The sequence below is a fragment of the Mycobacterium sp. NBC_00419 genome, assembly GCF_036023875.1.
Lineage (GTDB): Bacteria > Actinomycetota > Actinomycetes > Mycobacteriales > Mycobacteriaceae > Mycobacterium.
In genome coordinates this window covers 264,505-286,122 of sequence record NZ_CP107931.1, presented here as the reverse complement: position 1 = coordinate 286,122, position 21,618 = coordinate 264,505, and the positions used below count along the sequence as shown (strand labels likewise).

At 67.6% G+C, this 21,618-nt stretch carries 18 protein-coding genes and 1 pseudogene; 11 read left to right on the top strand and 8 right to left on the bottom strand.

What is annotated here, in order from left to right; translation table 11 throughout:
• The first annotated feature begins 1 nt into the window (after position 1).
• Genes OG976_RS01425 through dtd form a run of 3 tightly spaced genes read left to right on the top strand, consistent with a single transcriptional unit; the run spans position 2 to position 3,615 of the window.
• Positions 2–1,714, top strand: a complete 1,713-nt coding sequence (locus OG976_RS01425; RefSeq protein ID WP_328363034.1) for a thiamine pyrophosphate-binding protein — start codon at positions 2–4, stop codon at positions 1,712–1,714.
• Between the two features lie 14 nt (positions 1,715–1,728).
• Positions 1,729–3,165: an aldehyde dehydrogenase family protein gene (locus OG976_RS01420; protein ID WP_328356888.1), complete on the top strand. Its 1,437-nt coding sequence runs from the start codon at positions 1,729–1,731 to the stop codon at positions 3,163–3,165.
• 18 nt (positions 3,166–3,183) lie between these two features.
• Positions 3,184–3,615: a D-aminoacyl-tRNA deacylase gene (gene dtd, locus OG976_RS01415; RefSeq protein WP_328356885.1), complete on the top strand. Its 432-nt coding sequence runs from the start codon at positions 3,184–3,186 to the stop codon at positions 3,613–3,615.
• On the opposite strand, the gene OG976_RS01410 is transcribed toward dtd, so the two are convergent.
• Together OG976_RS01410 and OG976_RS01405 are read right to left on the bottom strand one after the other, a co-directional pair.
• Positions 3,593–4,912 carry an MFS transporter gene (locus OG976_RS01410; protein WP_328356882.1) on the bottom strand — a complete coding sequence of 440 codons (1,320 nt, stop codon included), beginning with the start codon at positions 4,910–4,912 and terminating at the stop codon, positions 3,593–3,595. The genes dtd and OG976_RS01410 overlap by 23 nt on opposite strands.
• 79 nt (positions 4,913–4,991) lie before the next feature.
• Complete coding sequence (locus tag OG976_RS01405) at positions 4,992–5,648, bottom strand: hypothetical protein (protein ID WP_328356880.1); 657 nt, start codon at positions 5,646–5,648, stop codon at positions 4,992–4,994.
• 138 nt (positions 5,649–5,786) lie between these two features.
• Between OG976_RS01405 and OG976_RS01400 the strand changes: the two genes are divergently transcribed.
• Both OG976_RS01400 and OG976_RS01395 read left to right on the top strand, forming a co-directional pair.
• Positions 5,787–6,350, top strand: a complete 564-nt coding sequence (locus tag OG976_RS01400) for a hypothetical protein (RefSeq protein WP_328356877.1) — start codon at positions 5,787–5,789, stop codon at positions 6,348–6,350.
• A gap of 90 nt (positions 6,351–6,440) precedes the next feature.
• Positions 6,441–7,442: pseudogene (locus tag OG976_RS01395) on the top strand (phosphatase PAP2 family protein); the annotation flags it as partial.
• Here the strand turns inward: OG976_RS01395 and OG976_RS01390 are convergent.
• Positions 7,443–8,255: a hypothetical protein gene (locus OG976_RS01390; protein ID WP_328356874.1), complete on the bottom strand. Its 813-nt coding sequence runs from the start codon at positions 8,253–8,255 to the stop codon at positions 7,443–7,445.
• Between the two features lie 87 nt (positions 8,256–8,342).
• Between OG976_RS01390 and OG976_RS01385 the strand changes: the two genes are divergently transcribed.
• A complete protein-coding gene (locus OG976_RS01385) occupies positions 8,343–9,653 on the top strand; it encodes an NAD(P)/FAD-dependent oxidoreductase (protein ID WP_328356871.1) in 1,311 nt (436 codons plus the stop codon).
• A 10-nt stretch (positions 9,654–9,663) separates the two neighbouring features.
• On the opposite strand, the gene OG976_RS01380 is transcribed toward OG976_RS01385, so the two are convergent.
• From OG976_RS01380 to OG976_RS01360, 5 genes are all read right to left on the bottom strand, one after another.
• Positions 9,664–10,077, bottom strand: coding sequence for a hypothetical protein (locus OG976_RS01380; RefSeq protein ID WP_328356868.1), 414 nt, complete (start codon positions 10,075–10,077; stop codon positions 9,664–9,666).
• 184 nt (positions 10,078–10,261) lie between these two features.
• Entirely contained in the window at positions 10,262–11,326 is a 1,065-nt protein-coding gene (locus OG976_RS01375) for a hypothetical protein (protein WP_328356866.1), read from the bottom strand.
• Between the two features lie 259 nt (positions 11,327–11,585).
• Entirely contained in the window at positions 11,586–13,079 is a 1,494-nt protein-coding gene (locus tag OG976_RS01370) for a cryptochrome/photolyase family protein (RefSeq protein ID WP_328356864.1), read from the bottom strand.
• 9 nt (positions 13,080–13,088) lie between these two features.
• Positions 13,089–14,558: a serine/threonine-protein kinase gene (locus tag OG976_RS01365; protein ID WP_328356862.1), complete on the bottom strand. Its 1,470-nt coding sequence runs from the start codon at positions 14,556–14,558 to the stop codon at positions 13,089–13,091.
• 27 nt (positions 14,559–14,585) lie between these two features.
• A complete protein-coding gene (locus OG976_RS01360) occupies positions 14,586–15,281 on the bottom strand; it encodes a TetR/AcrR family transcriptional regulator (protein ID WP_328356860.1) in 696 nt (231 codons plus the stop codon).
• Between the two features lie 224 nt (positions 15,282–15,505).
• On the opposite strand from OG976_RS01360, the gene OG976_RS01355 reads away from it, so the two are divergent.
• From OG976_RS01355 to OG976_RS01335, 5 genes are read left to right on the top strand one after another with little or no spacing between them, the layout of a single operon-like run.
• Positions 15,506–17,506, top strand: a complete 2,001-nt coding sequence (locus OG976_RS01355; protein WP_328356858.1) for an ABC transporter ATP-binding protein — start codon at positions 15,506–15,508, stop codon at positions 17,504–17,506.
• On the top strand, positions 17,506–18,375 hold the full coding sequence (locus tag OG976_RS01350) for an ABC transporter permease (RefSeq protein ID WP_328356855.1): 870 nt from the start codon (positions 17,506–17,508) through the stop codon (positions 18,373–18,375). The genes OG976_RS01355 and OG976_RS01350 overlap by 1 nt, the downstream gene beginning before the upstream one ends.
• Before the next feature lie 10 nt (positions 18,376–18,385).
• Positions 18,386–19,390, top strand: a complete 1,005-nt coding sequence (locus OG976_RS01345; RefSeq protein WP_328356852.1) for an ABC transporter permease — start codon at positions 18,386–18,388, stop codon at positions 19,388–19,390.
• A 5-nt stretch (positions 19,391–19,395) separates the two neighbouring features.
• Complete coding sequence (locus OG976_RS01340) at positions 19,396–20,037, top strand: cysteine hydrolase family protein (RefSeq protein WP_328356850.1); 642 nt, start codon at positions 19,396–19,398, stop codon at positions 20,035–20,037.
• On the top strand, positions 20,034–21,614 hold the full coding sequence (locus OG976_RS01335; protein ID WP_328356847.1) for an ABC transporter substrate-binding protein: 1,581 nt from the start codon (positions 20,034–20,036) through the stop codon (positions 21,612–21,614). Before OG976_RS01340 ends, OG976_RS01335 begins: the two co-directional genes overlap by 4 nt.
• The last annotated feature ends 4 nt before the right edge of the window (positions 21,615–21,618 follow it).

Here is a 21,618-nt window from a genome sequence, read left to right as displayed (position 1 = left end):
GATGGCTGTGCCGGTGTACAAGCGGATCCTGGACCTGTTCGAGGCCGAGGGTGTCAACACCCTCTTCGGGATTCCCGACCCCAACTTCGTGCACATGTTCACCGAAGCCGACGCCCGCGGCTGGTCGGTGGTGGCGCCGCACCACGAACTCAGCGCCGGATTCATGGCCGAGGCGGCTTCGCGGATGACGGGCAAGCCGGGCCTGTGCATCGGGACGCTCGGACCGGGCATGGCCAACATGGCCGGAGCGATCCAGTGTGCACTCGTCGAGAACTCGCCGGTGATCTTCCTCGGTGGGCAGCGGGCCCGCATCACCGAACGCCGGGTGCGGCGCGGCCGCATCCAATTCGTCCAGCAGGAGCCACTTTTCGCGGCGTCGGTGAAGTTCCACAGCTCCATCGAGTACGCCGACCAGACCGACGAGATCGTCCACGAGGCCATCCGTCAGGCGATGTCGGGCACCCCGGGGCCGTCCTACGTCGAGTTCCCGTCCCACGTCATCCTCGAAGAACTCGACGTGCCCGATGCGCCGCCGCCCAGCCGTTACCGGCTGGTCGACCAGGGCGCGGGTGCGCGCGAGGTCGCCGAGGCCGCCGCCCTGATCCGCGCGGCCCGCAGCCCGGTGCTGCTGGTCGGCCACGGCGTGCACACCTCCCGCACCCAGCAGCACGTCAAGGAACTGGCCGAGCTGATGGGCTGTCCGGTGATCCAGACCTCCGGCGGCACGTCGTTCATTCCGGGACTGCAGGACCGGACGTTCCCGTACCTGTTCTCGCCGGCCGCCAACGAGGCCGTCGAGGAATCCGATCTGTGCCTCGCGCTGGGCACCGAACTCGGCGAGCCCATGCACTACGGCCGCACCCAGCATTGGGCCGCCAACGATGCGAACCGCAGATGGGTGTACGTCGAACAGGATCCGACCGCCATCGGTGTGAACCGGCCCGTCGACGTGGCGTTGGTCGGCGATCTGCGCGGTGTGGTGCCGCAACTCGTGCAGGCACTGCGCGACACCCCGCGTACCCCGTCGGCCAACCTGGAGTCGTTGATCAAGACCGACGCCGCCGAACTGGTGCGAGTCGCCGAGGAGGCCCCGAGCGGGCGCACCCCGGTGCACCCGGCACGTTTCGTGGTCGAGGCCACGAAGGCGTTCGACGAACTCGACGACGGCATCATGGTGCGCGACGGCGGCGCGACGGTGATCTTTCAGTGGACCTACTCGCAGACCAAACCGCGCGACGTCATCTGGAACCAGAACTTCGGCCACCTCGGCACCGGGCTGCCCTACGCGGTCGGCGCCTCGGTCGCCGAGGGCGGTCAGCGTCCGGTCATGTTGCTCACCAGTGACTCGGCGTTCCTGTTCCACATCGCGGAGTTGGAGACCGCGGCGCGGCTGAACCTGCCGCTGGTGTGCGTGGTGGGTGTCGACCACCAATGGGGCCTGGAGGTGGGTGTCTACAAGCGCACGTTTGAACAGCCGTCCCCGCAGCCGGGCGTGCATTGGAGCAAGGACGTCCGGATGGACACGATCGCCGAGGGCTTCGGCTGCCATGGCGAGTACGTCGAGAAGGACGAGGAGATCGGCCCGGCGATCGCCCGCGCCTATGCCAGCGGGAAGGTGGGCGTGGTGCACGTGTGTATCGACCCGAAGGCCAACTCCGAAGAGATGCCGAAGTATGACCGTTTCCGAACCTGGTACGCCGAAGGCACACAGTGAGAGAGGATCAGCCCATGCGCGATTATCTGAAGTTCTACATCGAGGGACAGTGGGTCGACCCGGTCGAGTTGCGGACACTCGACGTCGACAATCCGACCACCGAGCAGGTGGGCGGACAGATTGCTCTGGGCTCCAGCGCGGATGTGGACAAGGCGGTCAAGGCCGCCCGCACCGCTTTCGGCAGCTGGTCGGTGACCTCCAAGGAGGACCGCCTCGACGTGCTGCAGGCGATCCTCGACCAGTACCAGAAGCGGACCAAGGATCTCGCCGACGCAGTCCACGAGGAGATGGGCGCACCGCCCTCGCTGGCGGCCGGCCCCCAGGTCATGATGGGGCTCGGTCACCTGGCGACCGCCATCGACGTGCTGAAGAACTACCGCTTCGAAGAGCAGCGCGGCGAGTCGCTGGTGACCAAGGAACCGATCGGGGTGTGCGGTTTGATCACCCCCTGGAACTGGCCCATCAACCAGATCGCCTGCAAGGTGTTCCCGGCGCTGGCCGCCGGCTGCACCATGGTGCTCAAGCCCTCTGAGGTGGCCCCGTTCTCGGGGCAGATCTTCACCGAGATCATCGACGCCGCGGGTCTTCCCGCCGGCGTCTACAACCTGGTGTTCGGCGACGGGCCCGGCGTGGGCGCCGCGCTGTCCAGCCATCCCGATATCGACATGGTGTCGTTCACCGGGTCGACGCGGGCCGGCATCGAGGTGGCACGCAATGCCGCCCCGACCGTGAAGCGGGTCAGCCAGGAGCTCGGCGGCAAGAGCCCGAACATCGTGCTCGACGACGACGCCTTCGGCCAGAGTGTGGCCGCCGGCGTCGCGGTGATGATGATGAACTCCGGGCAGAGCTGTAATGCGCCGTCGCGGATGCTGGTGCCCAAGACGCGGCTGGACGAGGCGATGGCAGTGGCCAAGGCGACCGCCGAAGGTGTCAAGGTGGGCGACCTGTCCGACAGTTCGGCCATCGGGCCGGTGGCCTCCCGGGTGCAGTTCGACAAGGTGCAGGGCCTGATCGAGAAGGGCATCGAGGAGGGGGCCACGGTGGTCGCCGGCGGCCCGGGACGTCCCGAGGGCGTGGACACCGGTTACTACGTGCGCCCGACCGTGTTCGCCGACGTGAACAACCAGATGACAATCGCCCGCGAGGAGATCTTCGGCCCGGTGCTGTGCATCCTGGCCTACGACGACCTCGATCAGGCCGTCGAGATCGGCAACGACACCGATTACGGCCTGTACGGCTACGTCTCCGGTGCCGACCTGGATCAGGCACGGGCGCTGGCCCGGCGCATCCGGGCCGGCGCCGTCACGATCAACCATGCCTTCGACATCAAGGCCCCGTTCGGTGGGTACAAGACCAGTGGCAACGGCCGCGAGTGGGGCGAAGAAGGTTTCGAGGACTTCCTGGAGACCAAGGCGATCCTGGGGTACGCACCGGCCGGGTCCGGGGAGTAAGGGCTAGCATCGGCGCCCATGCGGGTGTTGGTGCAGCGGGTGACGTCGGCGTCGGTGTCGGTGGCTGGCGAGGTGGTCGGGGAGATCCGGCCGGAGCGTCACGGCCTGGTGGCACTGGTCGGTGTCACCCACTCCGACACCGCGGCGATCGCTGCGCGACTGGCTGAAAAACTCTGGCAATTGCGGATTCTCGACGACGAGCGCTCAGCCTCCGACGTCGGTGCCCCGATTCTCGTGGTCAGTCAGTTCACGTTGTACGCCAACACGGTCAAGGGGCGGCGGCCGACGTGGAATGCCGCGGCCCCCGGCGCGGTGGCCGAACCGCTGGTGAGGGTGTTCACCGATACGCTGCGCGAACTGGGTGCCCAGGTGGCCACCGGAGTGTTCGGTGCCGACATGGCTGTGGAGCTGATCAACGACGGCCCGGTCACCGTGATGCTGGAGCTGTAAGGCCCGCTGCCACCAGTGGTTTGGCGGCGGTCTCCCGCAGCGTCAAAACGGTCAGCAGCGACACCACGGCGGCGATCACGACGTAGAGCCCGGCTGCGTAGTCGTTGCCGGTGCGAGCGGCCAGCAGAGTGACCACATACGGGGTGGTACCGCCGAACACCGCCACCGAGACGTTGTAGCCCACGGACAGGCCGCTGTAGCGGACCCGGGTGGCGAACAGTTCGGTGGCGGCCACCAGCGACGCCGAGACGAACACCGCCTCGATGGCACCCAGCAGGCAGTGCGCCAGCACCGCGTTGGTCAGCGATCCCGAGTTCAGCAGCAGGAACGCCGGATAGGACAACACCGCGAATGCGGCGGCACCCGCGATGAGCAGCGGTCTGCGGCCGATGCGATCCGACAGCGCGCCCAACGGCAGGATCAGCACCAGCGCGACCAGGCTGGCCAGCGTGATCGAGATGAACGACTCGGACTTGGTGAACTTCAGTGTCTTGATGAAATATGTTGGCAGATAGGTGAATACCACGTAGAAGCCCACATTGTGGATGATCATCAGGCCGATCACCTGCAGGATCGGTGCCCACGCCGTGGTGACCGCCTCCTTCAGGGGTGACGCGGCGACCGTGTCGGACTCCGACAGGGCCTCGAAGGCCGGGGTGTCTTCGAGGCGCAAGCGGATGTACAGGCCCACCAGACCCAACGGGGCGGCTAACAGGAACGGGATCCGCCACCCGTAGCTCTCCATGGCTCCTGACGGCAGCAGTGTCTGCAACAGCGTCACAGTCACCGATCCCAGCAGGAAGCCCAGCACCGCCGACCACACCAGAAATGCGACCACCAGTCCCCGGCGGCGATCCGGGGCGAATTCGGCGAGATAGCATGCGCCACCGCCATATTCACCACCGGCGGAGAACCCCTGCAGGCAACGCAGGAGTAGCAGACCGAACGGGGCCAGCACACCTGCCGTGCTGAAGGTGGGCAGAAGACCGATCGCCAGCGTCGAGCCCGACATCAGCAGGATCACGATCGCGAGCACCCGTTGTCGGCCGATCCGGTCACCGAGCGGGCCGAAGAAGAAACCGCCCAGCGGCCGGAAGAAGAACGCCGCCGCGAAGATCGCGAACGTGCTCAGCAGCGCGGCCGTCTCGTTGCCGGGTGGGAAGAACTTCACCGAAATGATCGTGGCGAGGAACCCGTAGATGGCGAAGTCATACCACTCCACGGCATTGCCGATCGAGGCGCCGGTGATGACCCTGCGCAGTGGTGACTCGGTATGGCTCTCGTCGTCGGCCGGCATCTGTTCCCCGCAGTCGAAGTCATGCGAACTCTAACCAAGAGTCACCGACTTCGACTGCAGGAAAACATAATCGGAGTGCTTAGAAGCGCATGTTCCCTGTGACGCGGGTGGCGGTGACCGGAACGTCGTGCATCATCGCCGTCCAGGTGCCGTACTGCATCGGCGGGGCCTGTTGCATCTGCTGGTCGATGCGCATCTGGCGGACCTGATCCTGGTATTGCTGCTGCTGGGCGGCGATCTGGTCGGTGATCTTGTGGTCACCGGGTGCGCTGTTGTCCATGACGCCGGTTGCGCTCCGATCGGGCCGGACCACCCAGGAGGCGCGCGCGCCGTTCATGGTGGCGGTGTAGATGCCGGCGGGAGCGGCGGCGGCCGCTGCGGTGAACGGGTAGGGAGTCTGCTCACCGTTCATGGTCAGCGTGCCACGCAATGTCGTGCCGTCGTAGGCGGCCTGGATGCGGTCGGCGTACATCGACATCATGTCGACCTTGCCGCCGTTCTGGGTGCCGAAGAACCAGGCCTCTTCGGTGGTGCCGTTGGTGGCATAGGCGACGACCTGATCGTTGTCGACGGTGACGGCCAGCGTCATGGGCTCGGTGCCGGCGGCGGCCGTATCGGTGACGTAGGTGGAATCCGCCGGCATGGTGATGGCGTGTGCCGACGGGATAACCGGACCCGCCAGCACCAGCACGGCAGCCGCGGCGCCGGCGGCATAGGTACGGATGGTGCGCTTCATCTGAGATGACCTCCTAGTGATCGGTTCCCCCAGTGGGTGCTGCGCAGAGCACCGGGCGTTACAGCGACGGCTGACACGACCGAACTGTTACCGGTCCGCGCTCTTGCGTCGCCATTGGACGTGAGAACGTAGAGGCCTATGCACACGCACAACTTCGTCACCTACGAGGAGTTCGGCCGTCGGTTCTTCGACGTCGCAGTGACCGAGGAACGTGTGGCGGCTGCGCTCGCCGAGATCGCAGGTGGCGAGTTCGAAATGGGCCCGATGGCCCAGGGGCCCGCCGGCCTGGCCAAAGTCACCGCCAAAGTGCGGATTCAGCAGCCGATCGTGCGGCGCAACGTCGGTGACACCATCACGTTCAGCATCCGGATACCGCTGGTAATCGAACTCATCGTCGACCTGCGCGTGGACAAGCAACGCTTCACCGTCGACGGCGACATCGCGTTGCGGGCCACCGCCAGGGCCGCCGAGCCACTGCTGCTCGTCATCGATGTGGCCAAACCGCGCCCATCCGATATCGCCGTTCACGTCACCTCAACATCGGTGCGCGGGGAGATCCTGCGTATCGTCGCCGGCGTCGACACCGAGATCCGGCGCTTTGTGGCGGCCTACGTCGCCGATGAGATCGACAGCCCCGGAACCCAGCAGGCGAAGGTCATCGATGTCGCCGACGCGGTGGCCTCGGCATGGGACGTGAGCTGAGCCGACCCTCCACCAGGTGAACACCGCGCGAACGCAAAGTTTCGCGAATCCGGGGTAATCCACGGCGGTGACCCGCTTAAGTGGTAGTCGATGACCGCGACAGAGCCCGCCACCGTGGGTGACCGCCGGCTGACGGTGCTGCGCCGCGTGGCCATAGCGGTCTGGGTGTCGGTGGTCGTATTCCGAACCAGCACAACAGGTTTGGCATTCAACCGCGAGCTGATCCTGCTCTACATCTGCACCGGGCTGTTGGCCGCCAGCATCGGCAGGCGCCAGGTCCTGCTGGTGATACGCGACTGGTTGCCGTTCGCTGTGGTGCTGCTGGTCTACGACCTGAGCAGGGGAGCGGCCGACCTGATCGGCACCCCCACCCAGTGGGCATGGCAGGCCGAGGTGGACCGGCGGATGTTCTTCGGATCGGTGCCGACCGTCTGGCTGCAGGAGCGACTGAAGATGCCCACCCCGCCGTGGTGGGAAGTGGTCGTGAGCACCGTCTACATGTCGTTCTTCATCCTTCCCTACGCGGTGGCCGGGGCGCTGTGGTTGCGCGACCGCGACGTGTGGAAAGCCTTCGTCCGGCGGTTCGTGGTGCTGTCATTCGCGGCGCTGGCCATTTACGCGGTGCTGCCTGCCGCGCCGCCTTGGGCGGCGGCACGCTGCCAGCCGGCCGACGTCGCAGGCGGCCCCGCCGGCCCACCATGCATGTTCCGGCCCGGACCGGCCGCCGACGGTGGCCTGCTGGGTCCGGTGGGTGTGCTGAACGAGGGGGCACGCGACTGGGTGGAGCGCATCTCCACGCGCGGGTTCAACACTTTGCACCTCGACGTCGCCCGGGCGTTGCTCGACGAAGGTCAGGCCAGCGTGAACCTGGTGGCCGCGATCCCGTCGCTGCACGCGGGCCTGTCGGTGATGATCGCGGCGTTCCTGTGGACCCGGGTGCCCCGCTGGTGGCGGCCGGTGCTGGCGGCCTACGTGGCCGTGATGGCCTTCGCGCTGGTGTATTCCGCCGAGCACTACGTGGTGGACATCCTGCTGGGGTGGGCGCTGGCCGGAGCCGTGGCACTGGCGGTCCGCCGCTTCGAACGGCGGCGATCAGTCGCGGCGCCGCCGGGACAGATTCAATGGCCGGCCGACCGCAGCCAGCTGGGTGAGAACGTCCTCGACCCGGGTCCGGGGAATCTCCGCGCGCCACTCGGGCAGGCTGCCGGACAGGTTCACCGTGCCCGGACCGAGGCTGATGCCCGTCAGCGTGAGACCGCCACCCAGGTCCGGTAGCCGCACCGGGTAGGCCGGAATGCGAGCCGGCAGCCGCCAGCGCCGCCGACCCACGCGGACCGCTCGCGGATGCAGCAACAGCGTGGTGCCGTCCACCACGACCTCGACCTCGACCCCGCCGGCTCCCGGCCTGCGCGCCCACGTCAGCCACGCCACCCCGTCGTCCCCGACATGCCCGGCAAGCCGGGGGAAGGCGACCCCCAGCACGTCGCCGAGGGTCTGCGACGACATGTCGAGGGTGAGATCGACCGGCGCCGCCACCAATACCGGCGGGACACCCGGCCGCACGTGCACGTTGCGCAACACCAGCCGGACGTCCTTGAAAGTTCTTTGTCCCCAGCTGATCTCGGTAGCGGCGAGGTGTACGTCATTGAGCTGGCCGACCGCCAGGCGGCGGATGTCGAGGCGGGATTCGAGCTCGGTGACCGTCAACGTCATATCGCCGCTGTCGAGCCGCACCGTCAATGTCCGGCCGACCACCAGACGCCTGACCGTGGTGAACAACGTCCGGTACGCCACCGCCGCGCCCGAACTCACCGGCGGCAACGCGACTGCCGACGACCACACCGAGGACAGCATGTCCAGCGGCCGCAGGAGATCCCAGCGAGCAGGACCCACCGATCGCGCCATAAGACGTTCCATCCTGCTCGGCGATGTCCACCGGACGCAACAGCTGCCCAGGTTTGTGATGCGGTCGCGCGGGTATGCGCCTGCGCGATGACGTCGGTGGTGGTAGTTGGCAGCGGTTTCACCGGGTTCGAGTGTGCGCGGCGCCTGGCCCGCGAGCTGCGGCGCCGAAGCGCCGACGTCCAGGTGACGATCGTGTCGCCCGTGGACTACATGCTCTATACGCCGCTGCTTCCCGACGTGGCAGGCGGCCTGATCGACGCGCGCTTCGTCACCATCCCGCTGGCGGGCACGCTGCGCGGCGTTCGGGCCATTCGGGGCCGCGTCGAGAAGGCCGATCTGGCCGCCCGCACGCTGGTCTACACCGATCCCGAGGAGCGCAGCCACGAACTGAGCTGGGACCGGCTGGTGCTGACTCCCGGTTCGGTGACGAGGCTCTTCGACATCCCGGGACTGGCCGCCCACGCCCGCGGGCTGAAGTCGACCGCTGAGGCGCTCTACCTGCGCGACCACGTGCTCAAGCAGCTCGAACTGGCCACCATCGACGACGACCCCGCCACGGCGGCCGGCAGGCGCACCGTCGTGGTGGTGGGCGCGTCCTACTCGGGCACCGAGCTGATCGCCCAGTTGCGCGCCCTGGCCGACGCCGCCGCCCAACAGAGCGGCTTCGACCCCGACTCGGTGCGTTTCCTGCTGCTCGACCTCGCCGAGCAGGTCATGCCCGAAGTCGGCGAGAAGCTCGGCAACGCTGCCATGGAGGTGTTACGGGCACGGGGGATCGAGGTCCGCCTCGGTACGACGTTGAAGGAAGTGCATGCCGATCGCGTTGTGCTCAGCGATGATTCGCGCGTCAACACCCGGACCGTCGCCTGGGTGACCGGGGTGACCGCCGCGCCGCTGATCGAGACCCTGGGCCTGGCCACCGAGAAAGGCCGGCTGAAAGTGGATGCCCGCCTACAGGTTCCCGGCCACCCCGATGTCTTCGCGGCCGGCGACGCCGCCGCGGTGCCCGACCTGACCCGCCCGGGTGAGATCACTCCGCCGACCGCCCAGCATGCCGGCCGGCAGGGAAAGATGCTGGCGCGCAACGTCGCAGCCAGCCTCGGCTACGGCACGGCGAAGGACTACCGGCACCGGAACATGGGTCTGGTCGTGGACCTGGGGCCGCACTACGCGGTGGCCAACCCGCTGAACATCCAACTGTCGGGATATCCGGCCAAGTTCGTCACCCGTTCCTATCACCTCTACGCCATGCCGCGGCTGGTGAACCGGTGGGCGGTCGGACTGGCGTATCTGACCGACGTACTGTTCCCGCGCACGGTGGTGTCGATGGGGCTGTCGACGCAGGAGGACGCGCAGTTCTACGCCAGTGAGGGCATCACGAAGCCCAAGGGCGACTGACCCGCCCGGGCTAGCCGACCTGGGTAGGCGTGACCGTGACGACACCGGGCGCACCGGGTGTCGGGCGGGCTCCGCCACCGTCCTGAGTGCCCTCGGTGGGCGCAGTGGCTACCGACGTCGCGGCCGGTTGTTCCGGCTGCGCGGCCTTGGTGCAATTGAGCATCAGCTGCATCTTGCCGCTGGCCAGATACTTCTGAGTCTGCACGACGCACTTGGCCTGCTGGACGTCACTGCCGACCGAACCGCCGAACACCGTCGAGACACCCTGGGCGTGCAGGATGGCGACCGCCTTGTAGTAGGGCTCGCCGAGCACGTTGAGCGTGCCGCCCGCGTTCGGGTCGGCGCTGCTGGCCCCCATGCCGAGGGCCGCGGCGGCTGAGGCCGCGGCAACCGCACCGGCAGTCACCAGGATGAGCTTCTTCACGGAACCTCCGTCTGTGTCTCCGGTCGAACATAGCGCAGTTGTGACAGCTGTGAACAACCTGGAAGCCGGCCCGCAACGGCGCGGGACGCCCTCTTGCGACATGTATCGTCGCGACCCCGCCCGGACGTTTCACCCGGATGAAAACAGGTGCCCCTCCATGCGGAGGGGCACCTGAGCTTTGTGTTTACTCCGACGAGTCGGACGAGGGCGCATCCTTCTTCGGTGTCGTCGCGCTCTTGACCGCGTCGCGGACGCTGTCGGCGACCTTCGCGGCCGGCTTGGCCGATGTCACAGTGGTCCCGGGCTTGGCCGCGCGGCGGCTGCCGCCGGTGGAGCCGGTCTTCGCCGTGGCGCCGTCGCTGTCGGCGGCCTTGTCGGTGCCGTTCGAGTCGCGGACGGCTTCGGTGCTGCTCTCGGTGACCGTCGTGGCGGTCAGCTCCGGCGTCGTGGCCTCGGCGGCGGCCACCTTGCCGCTGCCGAGCGCGGCGGTGGGCTGGGGAAGCTGTGTCGCGGGCCCGCCGACAGCCACGTTGATGCTGTTGACGGCCGTACCGACCGCCGTGGCGATGCTGGTGGGCCCGCCGCCGATGGTGGTGGCACGCAGGGTGTCCAGGATGCCCGTCGTGCCGAGCACACCGTCGATCACCGCGTTCCACACGCCCTCGGGGTTCAGCGCTGTCAGTTGGTTCACGATCTGCTGGCCGGTGGCCACAGTCGCGGCGATGGTCGCGGTCACCGAGTTCACCGTTGCGTTGATGATGCCCAGGACCGCGGTGGGCAGCACATTCACCAGCGCGGTGAGGTGGTTGATCGTGTTGGTGACGACCGCGGTGATCTTCGGGATGGTCACGTTGGTGAGTTCGATCGAAATCGGCTCGATCAGCGCGGTCTGCAGGGCCGTGATCGCGCCCTGAACGTTGCCGCTGAGCAGTGCGGTGGTGGCGGTGATGACAGCCATCGGGATGTTCCACAGCGAGGCGCCGACGCCGATGCCCAGCGCACCGGCAGCGACGAGCAGGTTGGTGACGTTACCGATCTGGTTGACGGCCACCGTTCGCGCAATGGGGAGCGGGTCGGCAACGACGCCGGAGATGAGCGACGAGATGTCTTCGACCGCGAACTCGAGCGTGGGACCGAAGACGATGAACGGATTGTCGAACACCACGTTCTGGATGGCAGGAGCGTGCACCGTCGGGAGAACGTTCGGCTGCGTGATCGGGGTAATCGCGATGGCGCTGGCGCCGACCATCGCAACTCCTGCGATGAGCTGCGAACGTAACGAGATCTGCATGTCTGCCCTTCTGGGTGTTTCAACGCTGGTGGTAAGAATCTACCTGAGAACGTGCTGAGATTGTCATACCACAGCAAATTTATCGGTCACCAGGTGGCTACCCTGCGTCTTTGCCGTCAACCGGCTGACTTGTGGAACTTGCGGCTCAGGACTGCCGGGTGTCGGTCGGCGTGACGCAGTCCTAGCAAAAAAGAACCCGAACTGAGCGCGCATTTCCTCAGAACTCGCTGCGGTGGCGTTCCTGTTCGATTACCGCCTCTAGGTCGCCGAGTTTGTTCATGGCCGACACCGAACGCGCGGTGCGCATGTTCGAGGCCAGCAGATCCTGGTGCCGGTGGACGAAGGCCCAGTAGCCGGCTGTGAACGGGCAGGCGTCCTCGCCCAGGCGCTTCTTGGGATCGAACCGGCAGTCGGCACAGTGGTTGCTCATCCGGTTGATGTAGGCCCCGCCGGAGGCGTACGGCTTGGTGGCGAGCAGTCCACCGTCTGCGTGCTGGCTCATCCCGATCACGTTCGTCGGCATCACCCAGGCGAAACCGTCGACGAACGCGGTCGCGAACCAGTCGCTGAGCTCGCGGGGGCGAAAGCCGCGTTCGACGGCATGATTGCCCAGCACCATGAGGCGCTGGATGTGGTGCACCCAGCCGCGGTCGCGGACGCCGGCCAGCGCCTGGCGCAGGCACTCGGCAGACACCGCCTCGGCATCGAGATCTGCCCACCATTGCGGCAACGGCGTGTGGGCATCGAGGCGGTTGTGGTCGGCGTAGTCGGGTCCTAGATGCCAGTACAGGTGCCACATGTATTCGCGCCAGCCGAGGATCTGGCGGATGAACCCCTCCACTGCGGCCAGCGGGGCTGCGCCGTCGCGGTAGGACTGCTCGGCGGCGTGGACCGCGTCGAGTGGGTGGAGTACGCCCAGATTCATCGGAACCGACAGCAGCGAGTGAGCCATCGCCCAGTCCCCGCCCATCATGGCGTCCTCGTAGCGGCCGAACAGGGGCAGCCGGTCGTCGATGAACCGGGTCAACGCGCGGCGCGCCTCGGTGGGGGTGACCGCGAACAACCTCGGGCCGTCGACCCCGACGGTGTCCAATTCCATGGCGTCGAGGTCACGGCGGACCGCCGCGTCGATTTCGTCCTCCCGCGGCCGGTACGGTGCTGCGACGTCGAGCGCCGCACTGCCTTTCGGTGGTGACTCACGGTTGTCGGTGTCGTAGTTCCACCGGCCGCCGACCGGCTCCGAGCCTTCCATCAGGATGTCGAACCGGCGACGCTGTTCGCGATAGAAATCTTCCATCCGGAACCGGGTACGGGAGCCGGCCCAGTGCTGAAAGTCCTTGCGGCCCAGCGCGAACGTGGGGGTCGCAAGCACGTCGGCGACCAGTCCGTCGCGCCGCAGCCGTTCGACGAATTCGGCCGCCGCGAACGACGTCGGCTCGTGCACCAGAACCGGGCGCCCGTAGCGGCGCAGCGCCTCGGTGTAGTTCTCGGCCCGCATCAGGGTGGCGCGCTCACCGAGGTCGGCGGCGGCGTGGCGAAGTGCGGACAGCACCAGGTGCAGCTTCTGGCGATGGAATCGGCGGCGGCGCAGTGCCGAGGTGGCCTCCACCAGCAGCACCGGCCGGTGTGCGTGCTCGCCGCCGTAGACCCGCGGTCCCAGTTGGTCGGCGAACAGCCACAGCGGGGTGTCGTCGGCGGGCTCGGTGCTCACGCGCGACACCTAGCCGCCGTTGCCGCGCAGGATTTCCTCGGCGCACCGCAGCCGGCTGTGGCCGGTCTCGGCCATGCAGATGCGCACCGGGGATTCGTCCTCTGACGGCGGCGCCACGGCCGGCGGAGCTGTCAGCACCGGGTTGGCAATGACGTTCTGCTGCCGTGACCACAGGTAGCGGTTCGTGTATTGGAGCTGACTGCAGTACACGGTGGCACCGTCTTCGGTGGTGCCGGTGGCCCCGGGCTCGCCGCAGCGCGCCCCGACGACAGCTGCCGGTGCCTGGTCGACCGTCACGGTGTTGGTGTCGGTCGCGGTGGCGGTCGGCACCGCCGTCGGCGTGGTCGCTGTCGTCGTGGTGGTCGGCGTGCTGGTGGGCGGTGGCGCGAGACTGCTGGTGGGTACCCGCGTCGTCGCGGAGTCTCGGATCTCCGAGCTCACCACGTCCTCACCGCGGAATCGGCCCGCGACGAACGCGACGGCCACCACGAGAAGCACCCCGAGCAGTGCCGGCAACAGGACCCGGGGACGCAGCCAGGACTTGCGGCCCGCGGAGTGCGGTTCGGCACCGGACGGCGCGGCGTCGGCGATGGGGGTGGTCCGGGTGGACTCCGGGTCGGTGCCGAGATCACCGGACAGCGGTGTGGTGATGTGGTGGCCGAGGGCACGGGCGAAGTCCACACAGCGGTCGAAGCGCTGGGCCGGCTCCTTCGCCATCGCCTTGCGCAGGGCCGAGTCCAACGTGGCCAGTTCGGGACGCCGGTCGGCCAGGCTCGGCGGCGCGGCACTGAGGTGCTGGCTGATGACGACGGCGGGGTTGGAATGCGCGAACGGCGGTGAGCCCGTCAGCAGGTGGTAGGCCGTCGCGGCGAGCGCATACTGGTCGGCCCGCCCGTCGAGGTCGCGGCCCATCAGCTGTTCGGGTGCGGCGTAGGAGACGGTACCCACCGTCATGTTCGTCTGCGTCAGTCCGCTGGACTCGTTCGCCCAGCGGGCAATGCCGAAGTCCGCCAACATGATTCGCTGGTCGCCGGATTCCTGGCGGCCCAGCAGGATGTTGGCGGGCTTGACGTCGCGGTGCAGCAGGTGCCGTTGGTGGGCGTAGTCGAGGGCCTCGGCGACCGCGGTGACGATGTTGAGCACCTCCCGCTGCGGCAGGCCGGTGGGATGGCTGCGGAGCAGTTCGGCGGCATCGGTCCCGTCGACGTAGTCCATGGCGATCCACAGCTGGCCGTCGGCATCGCCACGGTCGTGGACGCCGACGATGTTGGGATGCCACAGCGTGGCGGCCATGTCGGCCTCGCGCTCGAAGCGGGCCCGGAACTCGCTGTCGGTGCTGACCGAGGCGGGTAGGACCTTGAGTGCGTCCCGGCGCGGCAGCCGGGGATGTTGGGCCAGGTAGACCTCACCCATTCCGCCCACGCCCAGCAACCGCAGGATGGTGTAGCCGGCGAACGTCTCACCCTCGGCCAACGGCATGGACCGATCCTACGGGCGCACTGTTCTTCAGCCGACACCCTGCAGGTGCGCATCCTCGGTATAGCGGGTCAGCCGCTCACGGGTGGTGTCGCCCAGCGCCGACAGAGTCTCGCCGGTCACCCCCAAAACCCGCAGACACGCATCGGCGACGTGGTGGGGCAACGCGACGCGGTCAGGCCGGGGTTGGCCCGACCACATGTTGACCAGCGACTCGACCAGCCGAAACGGTAGATCCGCGGCATCGTCGTGCACGCCGGTGTCCGCCAGGATCGCCCGGCTCAGATCCAGATAACCCAGGCGAAGCCGCTCGCGCTCGGTCCAGAAGGTCGCCAGCCGGGCCTCCCGCAGCTCCGGCAAGAGATAGAGCGCGCCGAGGTTCCACCGCGAGGTCAGCAGCTGGGCGCCGTCGAAAGCGGCCAGCGCATGGAGGGACTGGGCAGGCGACAGCGGCGGATCGGCGGTGCGCAGCTCAGCCAGAAAATAGAGTGTCGGCGTCACGGTCTGGTGCAACAGCGCCGACAGCAGCTCGTCCTTGGTCTTGAAGTAGTGGTAGAGCGAGGCCTGCCGGATCCCGACGGCGGCCGCGATGGCCCGGGTAGACGTGCTGGCATAGCCGCGTGTGGTGAACAGTTCCCCCGCGGCGTCCAGAATCTCATCTCGGGCGGTCGTACCGGGCCTGCGTTGTTCGGTCAGGCGCGGGCGCCCCGCCCGTTGTGTCGCCATGAGTTCGATGGTGGCGCACACCACCTGCGAAAAGACAGACCTGGCGATTTTCTGTCACATGACAGAAACGCGCGATACCTATCGGTTACGCCCCGATAAGTATTGGTTACGCCAGCGACACCAACGGCGACATCACTGCCGCAAAACTGTCAAGCGACAGGCTGGTGGCTCATCGACGAGCACCGCCACCGAGACCCTCTCACCCTCCCGGGAGCAAACTGGTGATGGCGAGTACCGCAAGCGTTGCGCTCCGCACGGATGCGCCGCCCGCATCCGACGACCTGGCGGTCGCGGTGGTCGACGATCTGCGCGTCACGTTCCGCCGGTCCGGCAAGGATGTGCACGCACTCCGCGGAGTGTCGTTGCGGATCGCCGCGGGCGAAATCGTCGGCCTGGTCGGCGAATCTGGCTCTGGCAAGAGCGTGCTGGGTTTCAGCATGCTCGGCCTGCTGGGTACCAAAGCCGCGGTCGAGGGCAGCGTGCGGGTCTGCGGCACCGATATGGTCACCGGAGCGGCCAAGCAGTTGCGCAAGGTCCGCCGGCTGGACCTCGGAGCGGTGTTCCAGGACCCGATGACGTCGCTCAACCCGACCATGCGAATCGGCAAGCAGGTCGAGGAAGTCGCAGGAAGCCCCGAAGAGGCACTGAAACTACTTACTGCCGTGGGCATTCCGGAACCGGAACGCCGTATGCGGGCCTACCCGCACGAGCTGTCCGGCGGACTGCGCCAGCGGGTGATGATCGCGATCGCGGTGGCCGGCGACCCCGAGCTCATCATCGCCGACGAACCGACCACCGCACTGGATGTGACCGTCCAGGCCCAGGTGCTCGCGCTGCTGCAGCGGCTGCGTACCGAAATCGGCTGCAGCATCGTGCTGATCACCCACGACCTGGGTGTCGCGGCCCAGATCGCGGACCGCATTGCCGTGCTTTACGCCGGGCGCATCGCCGAGATCGGGCCCACTGCAGAGGTTCTCGAGGCACCCGCACACCCGTACACCTATGGCCTGCTGCGTTCCAGGCTGACCTTGGAGACCTCCCGCGACCATCGCCTGACGGCCATGGCAGGCCAGGTTCCCAGTCCTACCGCCCCGTTGCCCGGTTGCGCCTTCGTGCCGCGATGTGCGCTGGCCCGCCCGGACTGCTCGGCGACCCCACCGGAACCCGTGCCGGTCGGCAACGACCGGATCAGCGCCTGCCTGATAGCCCCGCAGGAGATGCGGACCGGCCTCGAAGCCGAGATCGGTTCACTGGGCGACGCTTTCGCCGAGCCTGAGGACGCCGGATCGGAGCAACCGCCCGCCGTCGGAGTCAGGTCGGTCACCAAGGCCTTCACGGTGCGCCGCCGCTGGCTGGATCGGTCCGCACCGAAGCAGGGCAAGCTGCAGGCCCTGCGCGGCGTCTCCTTGACCGTCGGCCACGGCGAATCCGTGGCCCTGGTCGGGGAGAGCGGTTCGGGGAAATCCACGTTGCTGCGGATCATCGCCGGGCTGGAGAACCCCACCTACGGCGAGGTCGAGCTGGCCGGCGGCAATCGGCCGCAGATGGTTTTCCAGGACGCCGGTGCGTCCCTGACGCCGTGGTTGTCGGTGGGCGAGCTCATCGGCGAGCGGCTGCGCGCGACGTCGATGTCGCGCAGTGAACGCAAAGACGCTGTCGCCGAGGTGCTCGACCGGGTCGGGCTGCCGCAGGACGTCGCCAAGTCACGGGCCGCCCAACTCTCAGGCGGTCAGCGCCAACGGGTTTCGCTGGCCCGTGCGACGGTGATCCCGCCGCAGGTGCTGCTGTGCGACGAGCCGACCAGCGCTCTGGACGTCTCGCTGGCCGCATCGGTGCTGAACCTGATCGGCGATCTGCGCCGCAGCCTGGACATGTCGGTGGTCTTCGTGACCCACGACCTATCGGTGGCCCGGGTGGTGGCCGACCGGATCGCGGTGATGTACCTGGGCCGCATCGTCGAGATCGGACCCGCCGACGAGGTGATCGGAAACCCGGTGCACCCCTACACGAGGGCATTGGTCGACGCGATCCCCGACCTGGGACGCGAATGCCGGGTGCTGGCCGGCGAGCCCGCCAGCCCGCTCTCACCGCCCACCGGGTGCGCATTTCACCCGCGCTGCCCGATTGCCGTCGAGGCGTGCGCCGACGCCCAACTCGACGTCCGGCTGGAGGGCACACCGGGCAGCCCACACCAGGTTGCCTGCATCGAACGGAGGGCACGCTGATGGCCGTCGCGCTACCCGCTCCGGCGCTGCTGCGCAGCAGGGAACGCCGACTGGCGGCACTGCCCAGGGATCGCGCCCTGATCCTCAACTGGATCGGGCTGTCGCTGATCTTCGTGGTCACCCTCGTCGCCATCGCCGTGCCCGTGCTGGCACCGCACGATCCGCTGATTCCCGTCGGAATGCCGCTGCAGGCACCGGGTAAGGACGGCTTCCTGCTCGGGACCGACAGCATCGGGCGCGACATCCTGAGCCGGGTCCTCTACGGCGTGCGCTCGAGCTGGTTCGCCGCCTTGGTGGTCGTCGCGGTCGGACTGCTGATCGGCGGGCTGATCGGCCTGATCGCCGGGGCCGCCGGCGGCTGGCTGGACGCCACCCTGATGCGTATCACCGACGCGTTCCTCTCGCTTCCGGCCCCGGTCCTCGCGATCGCCGTGGTCGCCGCACTCGGACCCGGCTTCGTCCACACCCTGATCGCGGTGTCGATCGTGTGGTGGCCGTTCTATGCCCGGCTGGTTCGCGGCGACATCGCCCGCTTGAAGGCGCGCCCGCATGTCGAGGCGGCCCGGCTGTCCGGAACCGGACCGATCCGGCTGGCGTTGCGCCACCTGCTGCCCGGTGCGGTGCCCAACGCGCTCGTCGCCGCCAGCCTGGACATCGGCACCCTGATCCTCACCCTGGCCGCGTTGTCCTTCCTGGGACTTGGCCAGTCGGCACCAGCACCCGAACTCGGTGCCGACGCCGCCCGCAACCTGAGCTACTTCCTGCAGCAGTGGTGGATTCCGGTGATGCCCGGTCTGGGGGTTCTGGTCCTGGCGCTGATCGGCAATATCTCCGGCGACAGCCTGCGCAACCTGATGAAGACGAGCTAGGAGGCCGTCGATGAAAACGTTCGTCGCCTCGCGGATGGCGGCCATGCTGGCCATCCTGATCGCCTTGACCGGGGCGATGTTTGTGCTGCAACACATTTCGCCGCTCGACCCGGTGAAGGCCCAGATGGGTGCGCAGGCCTCGGCCAGCGCGGTTGCCGCCCGCCGCGAAGCGCTGGGCCTCAACGACCCGATCCTCACCCAGTTCTGGCACTACCTGGTTGGGGCGGCGGGCGGCGATCTGGGAACCTCATACCGAACCAGACATCCGGTTGCCTCCGACCTCGGTTCGTTCTTCCCGGCCACTCTGGAACTGGCGCTCTACGGCCTCGGTATCGCGCTGCTGCTGGCGGTGCTGCTGGCGTTCAGCACGACCCTCAAGTGGCGGGGATCGGCTGTGCTACGCGCCATTCTGTTCACCGGCTCCTCGGCACCGATGTTCTTGCTGGGCATCCTCGGGTTGATCGTCTTCTACCAGAAGCTGGGCTGGGTGCCGGCCAACGGGCGCATCGCGATCAGCAACCCGCCGACCGGGCCCACCGGCCTGCTTACCGTCGACGGGCTGCTGCACGGCCGCTTCGACGTCGTCGCCGACGCATTGCACCACCTGATCCTGCCCGCGCTGGTGATCGCGCTCGGCCCAGCGGTGGCCATCGGCCGGGTGCTGCGGTCGTGCCTGCTCACCGACATGGACAGTGACTACGTCCGCACAGCGCGAGCCAAGGGCCTGTCCGAGGGCCGGATCGTGGCTCGACATGTGCTGCGCAACTGCGTGGGTTCGGCGCTGTCGATGACCGGATTGCAAGTGGGCCTGATGTTCTCCGGTGTGCTGGTCGTCGAGCAGGTCTTCGGCTGGCCGGGGATTGGGCAGTACATCGCGCAGAGCGTTCCCGTCGCCGACTTCCCGGCGATCGCCGGGGTGACGCTGATGCTCGGCGCCCTCTACGTATTCATCAATACGGCCGTGGACCTGCTCCAGGCCGCCGCAGACCCCCGCATCGCAGTGACAGGAGGATAAGTTAGGTGCCGAAACAGCCACTGATCGTGGGCAACCCCGTGCTGGTCGTCGTCGACATGCAGGAAAGCGGCGGGATGCCCGCCGACGAGATGGGCATCGCCCACATGTCCGGCTACGACGACCGCATCGAGGTTGCCGAGCGGTTGATCGCATCCGCCCGTACCGCGGGAATTCCCATCGTGTTCTTCCAGGAAGTGCACCGGCCCAGCGGCATCGACTTCGGTCGCGAACTCGACGGGTCCGAAGGTGCGCACTGCGTCGACGGCAGGCCCGGCACCCCGCTGCACCCGCGCCTGCTCCCCGACTTCAACGGGCCCAACCACGAGTTCCACATCGTCAAGCGGCGCTATTCCGGTTTCATCGGAACAGAATTCGAGATCGTCTTGTCCGGGCTGAAGGCATCGACGCTGATCCTCGTCGGTGGCCTGACCAATGTCTGCGTGCACTACACCTTCGCCGACGCCCATCAGCGCGACTTCTACGTGCGGGTGGTCTCCGACTGCGTCGGCGGCTCGTCGGTTCCCGCGCACGAGGCCGCACTGGACGCCATGGAATACCTACAGGCCGGCGCGGTACGCACCAGCGACGAGATCCTCGCCGCCTTCGCCACTTTCACCAACCCGCTTCTCGAAGGAGCCACCCGATGAAGAAAATCCGCACGCTCCTCGCGATCGCCGCGACGGCAACCCTCACTCTGACCGCCTGCGGCGGCTCCAATTCGGGTGGCAGCAGCACCCCGAATGCGGCGCCGACCGACAAGGTGCTGCACCTGTCGTTCCTGCAGGACCCGGGCCAGCCGCCGGACCCCGACATCTACTACGCGGGACAGGGCCTGCTGCTGACCACCAACACCTACGAGGGTCTGCTGCAGTACAAGGCCGGCACCGACAAGGCTGAGCTGCAGCCGCTGCTGGCCACCGAGTGGACCGCCTCGCCCGACAACAAGGTGTTCACCTTCAAACTGCGTGAGGGCGTCAAGTTCCACGACGGCACCCCGTTCACCTCCGCTGCGGTCAAGGCTTCCTTCGACCGACGGGCGGCGGTGAACCAAGGACCCGCCTACATGGTGTCCGACGTGGATTCGGTGACCACACAGGGTGATTACGGTGTGACCGTCACCCTCAAGGCGCCGAACTCGGCGTTCCTGGACTACCTGGCGTGTCCGTACGGGCCCCGCATGCTCAGCCCGGAAGGCCTGCAGAAGAACGCGGGCAGTGACCACGCGCAGGGCTACCTCACCAACCACGATCTGGGCACCGGCCCGTACACGCTGACCGCCGCCGAGGTCGGCTCGAAGTACGAGCTCACCTCATTCCCGGATTACTGGGGCACCAAGCCCTACTTCGAGAAGGTCGAGCTGCCGGTGATCACCGACGTCTCGGCGCAGCAGCTGCAGTTCAACAACGGCCAGCTGGCCGCGATCCTGCACGACCTGCCGTCCTCGGCGGTGCAGTCCTACCTGGACAACAAGTCGTTCGCGAACTACTCGCTGCCGACCATGATGTCGAACTTCGTCTACATCAACCCCAAGAAGGGCATGATGACCGACGCCAAGAACCGCAACGCGGTGATGCAGGCCATCGATGTCGACGAACTGGTCAAGCAGACCTACTTCGGCCGCGGCAAGAAGGCCGAGCAGATCTACCCGGCGAACGTGATGGCCCCCGAGTACGGCAAGCAGTCGGTGACCCACGATCCGTCCGTGCTGACCGGAATCGCGGCCGGGCTGCCGGCTGACCAGAAGGCCGTCACCATCGGCTACGACTCGTCCAACCCCGACAATCAGCTGATCAGCAACCTGGTGCAGACCCAGCTGGCGGCGGCCGGACTGACCGCCAAGGTGCAGGCCTATCCCACCTCGGAGATCTACGGCTGGGTCGGCACCGACGGGCAGTCCGCGCCGGAGATCATGACCTACCTCGGCTGGCCGGATGCGCCGTCGCCCTACACCTGGGGCCACATCTCCTGGGATGCCGACGGCGGCCTGAACTTCTTCGGCTGCTCCGCACCGGCGGTCACGGAAGCACTGGCCAAGGGTCTTCCGACCGGTGACGCCGCCGACTTCTCCACCGCGGGCGAGGAAGCCGTCAAGACGGGTTGCTGGCTCAACATCGCCGATGTCAACGACTTCATGGTCGCCCAACCGTGGCTCAAGGGTGTCGAGCAGGCACACGTCGTGACTGACCCGAACTCTTTGCGGCTCGCCGCACTGTCGGCCGGCTAGGCCG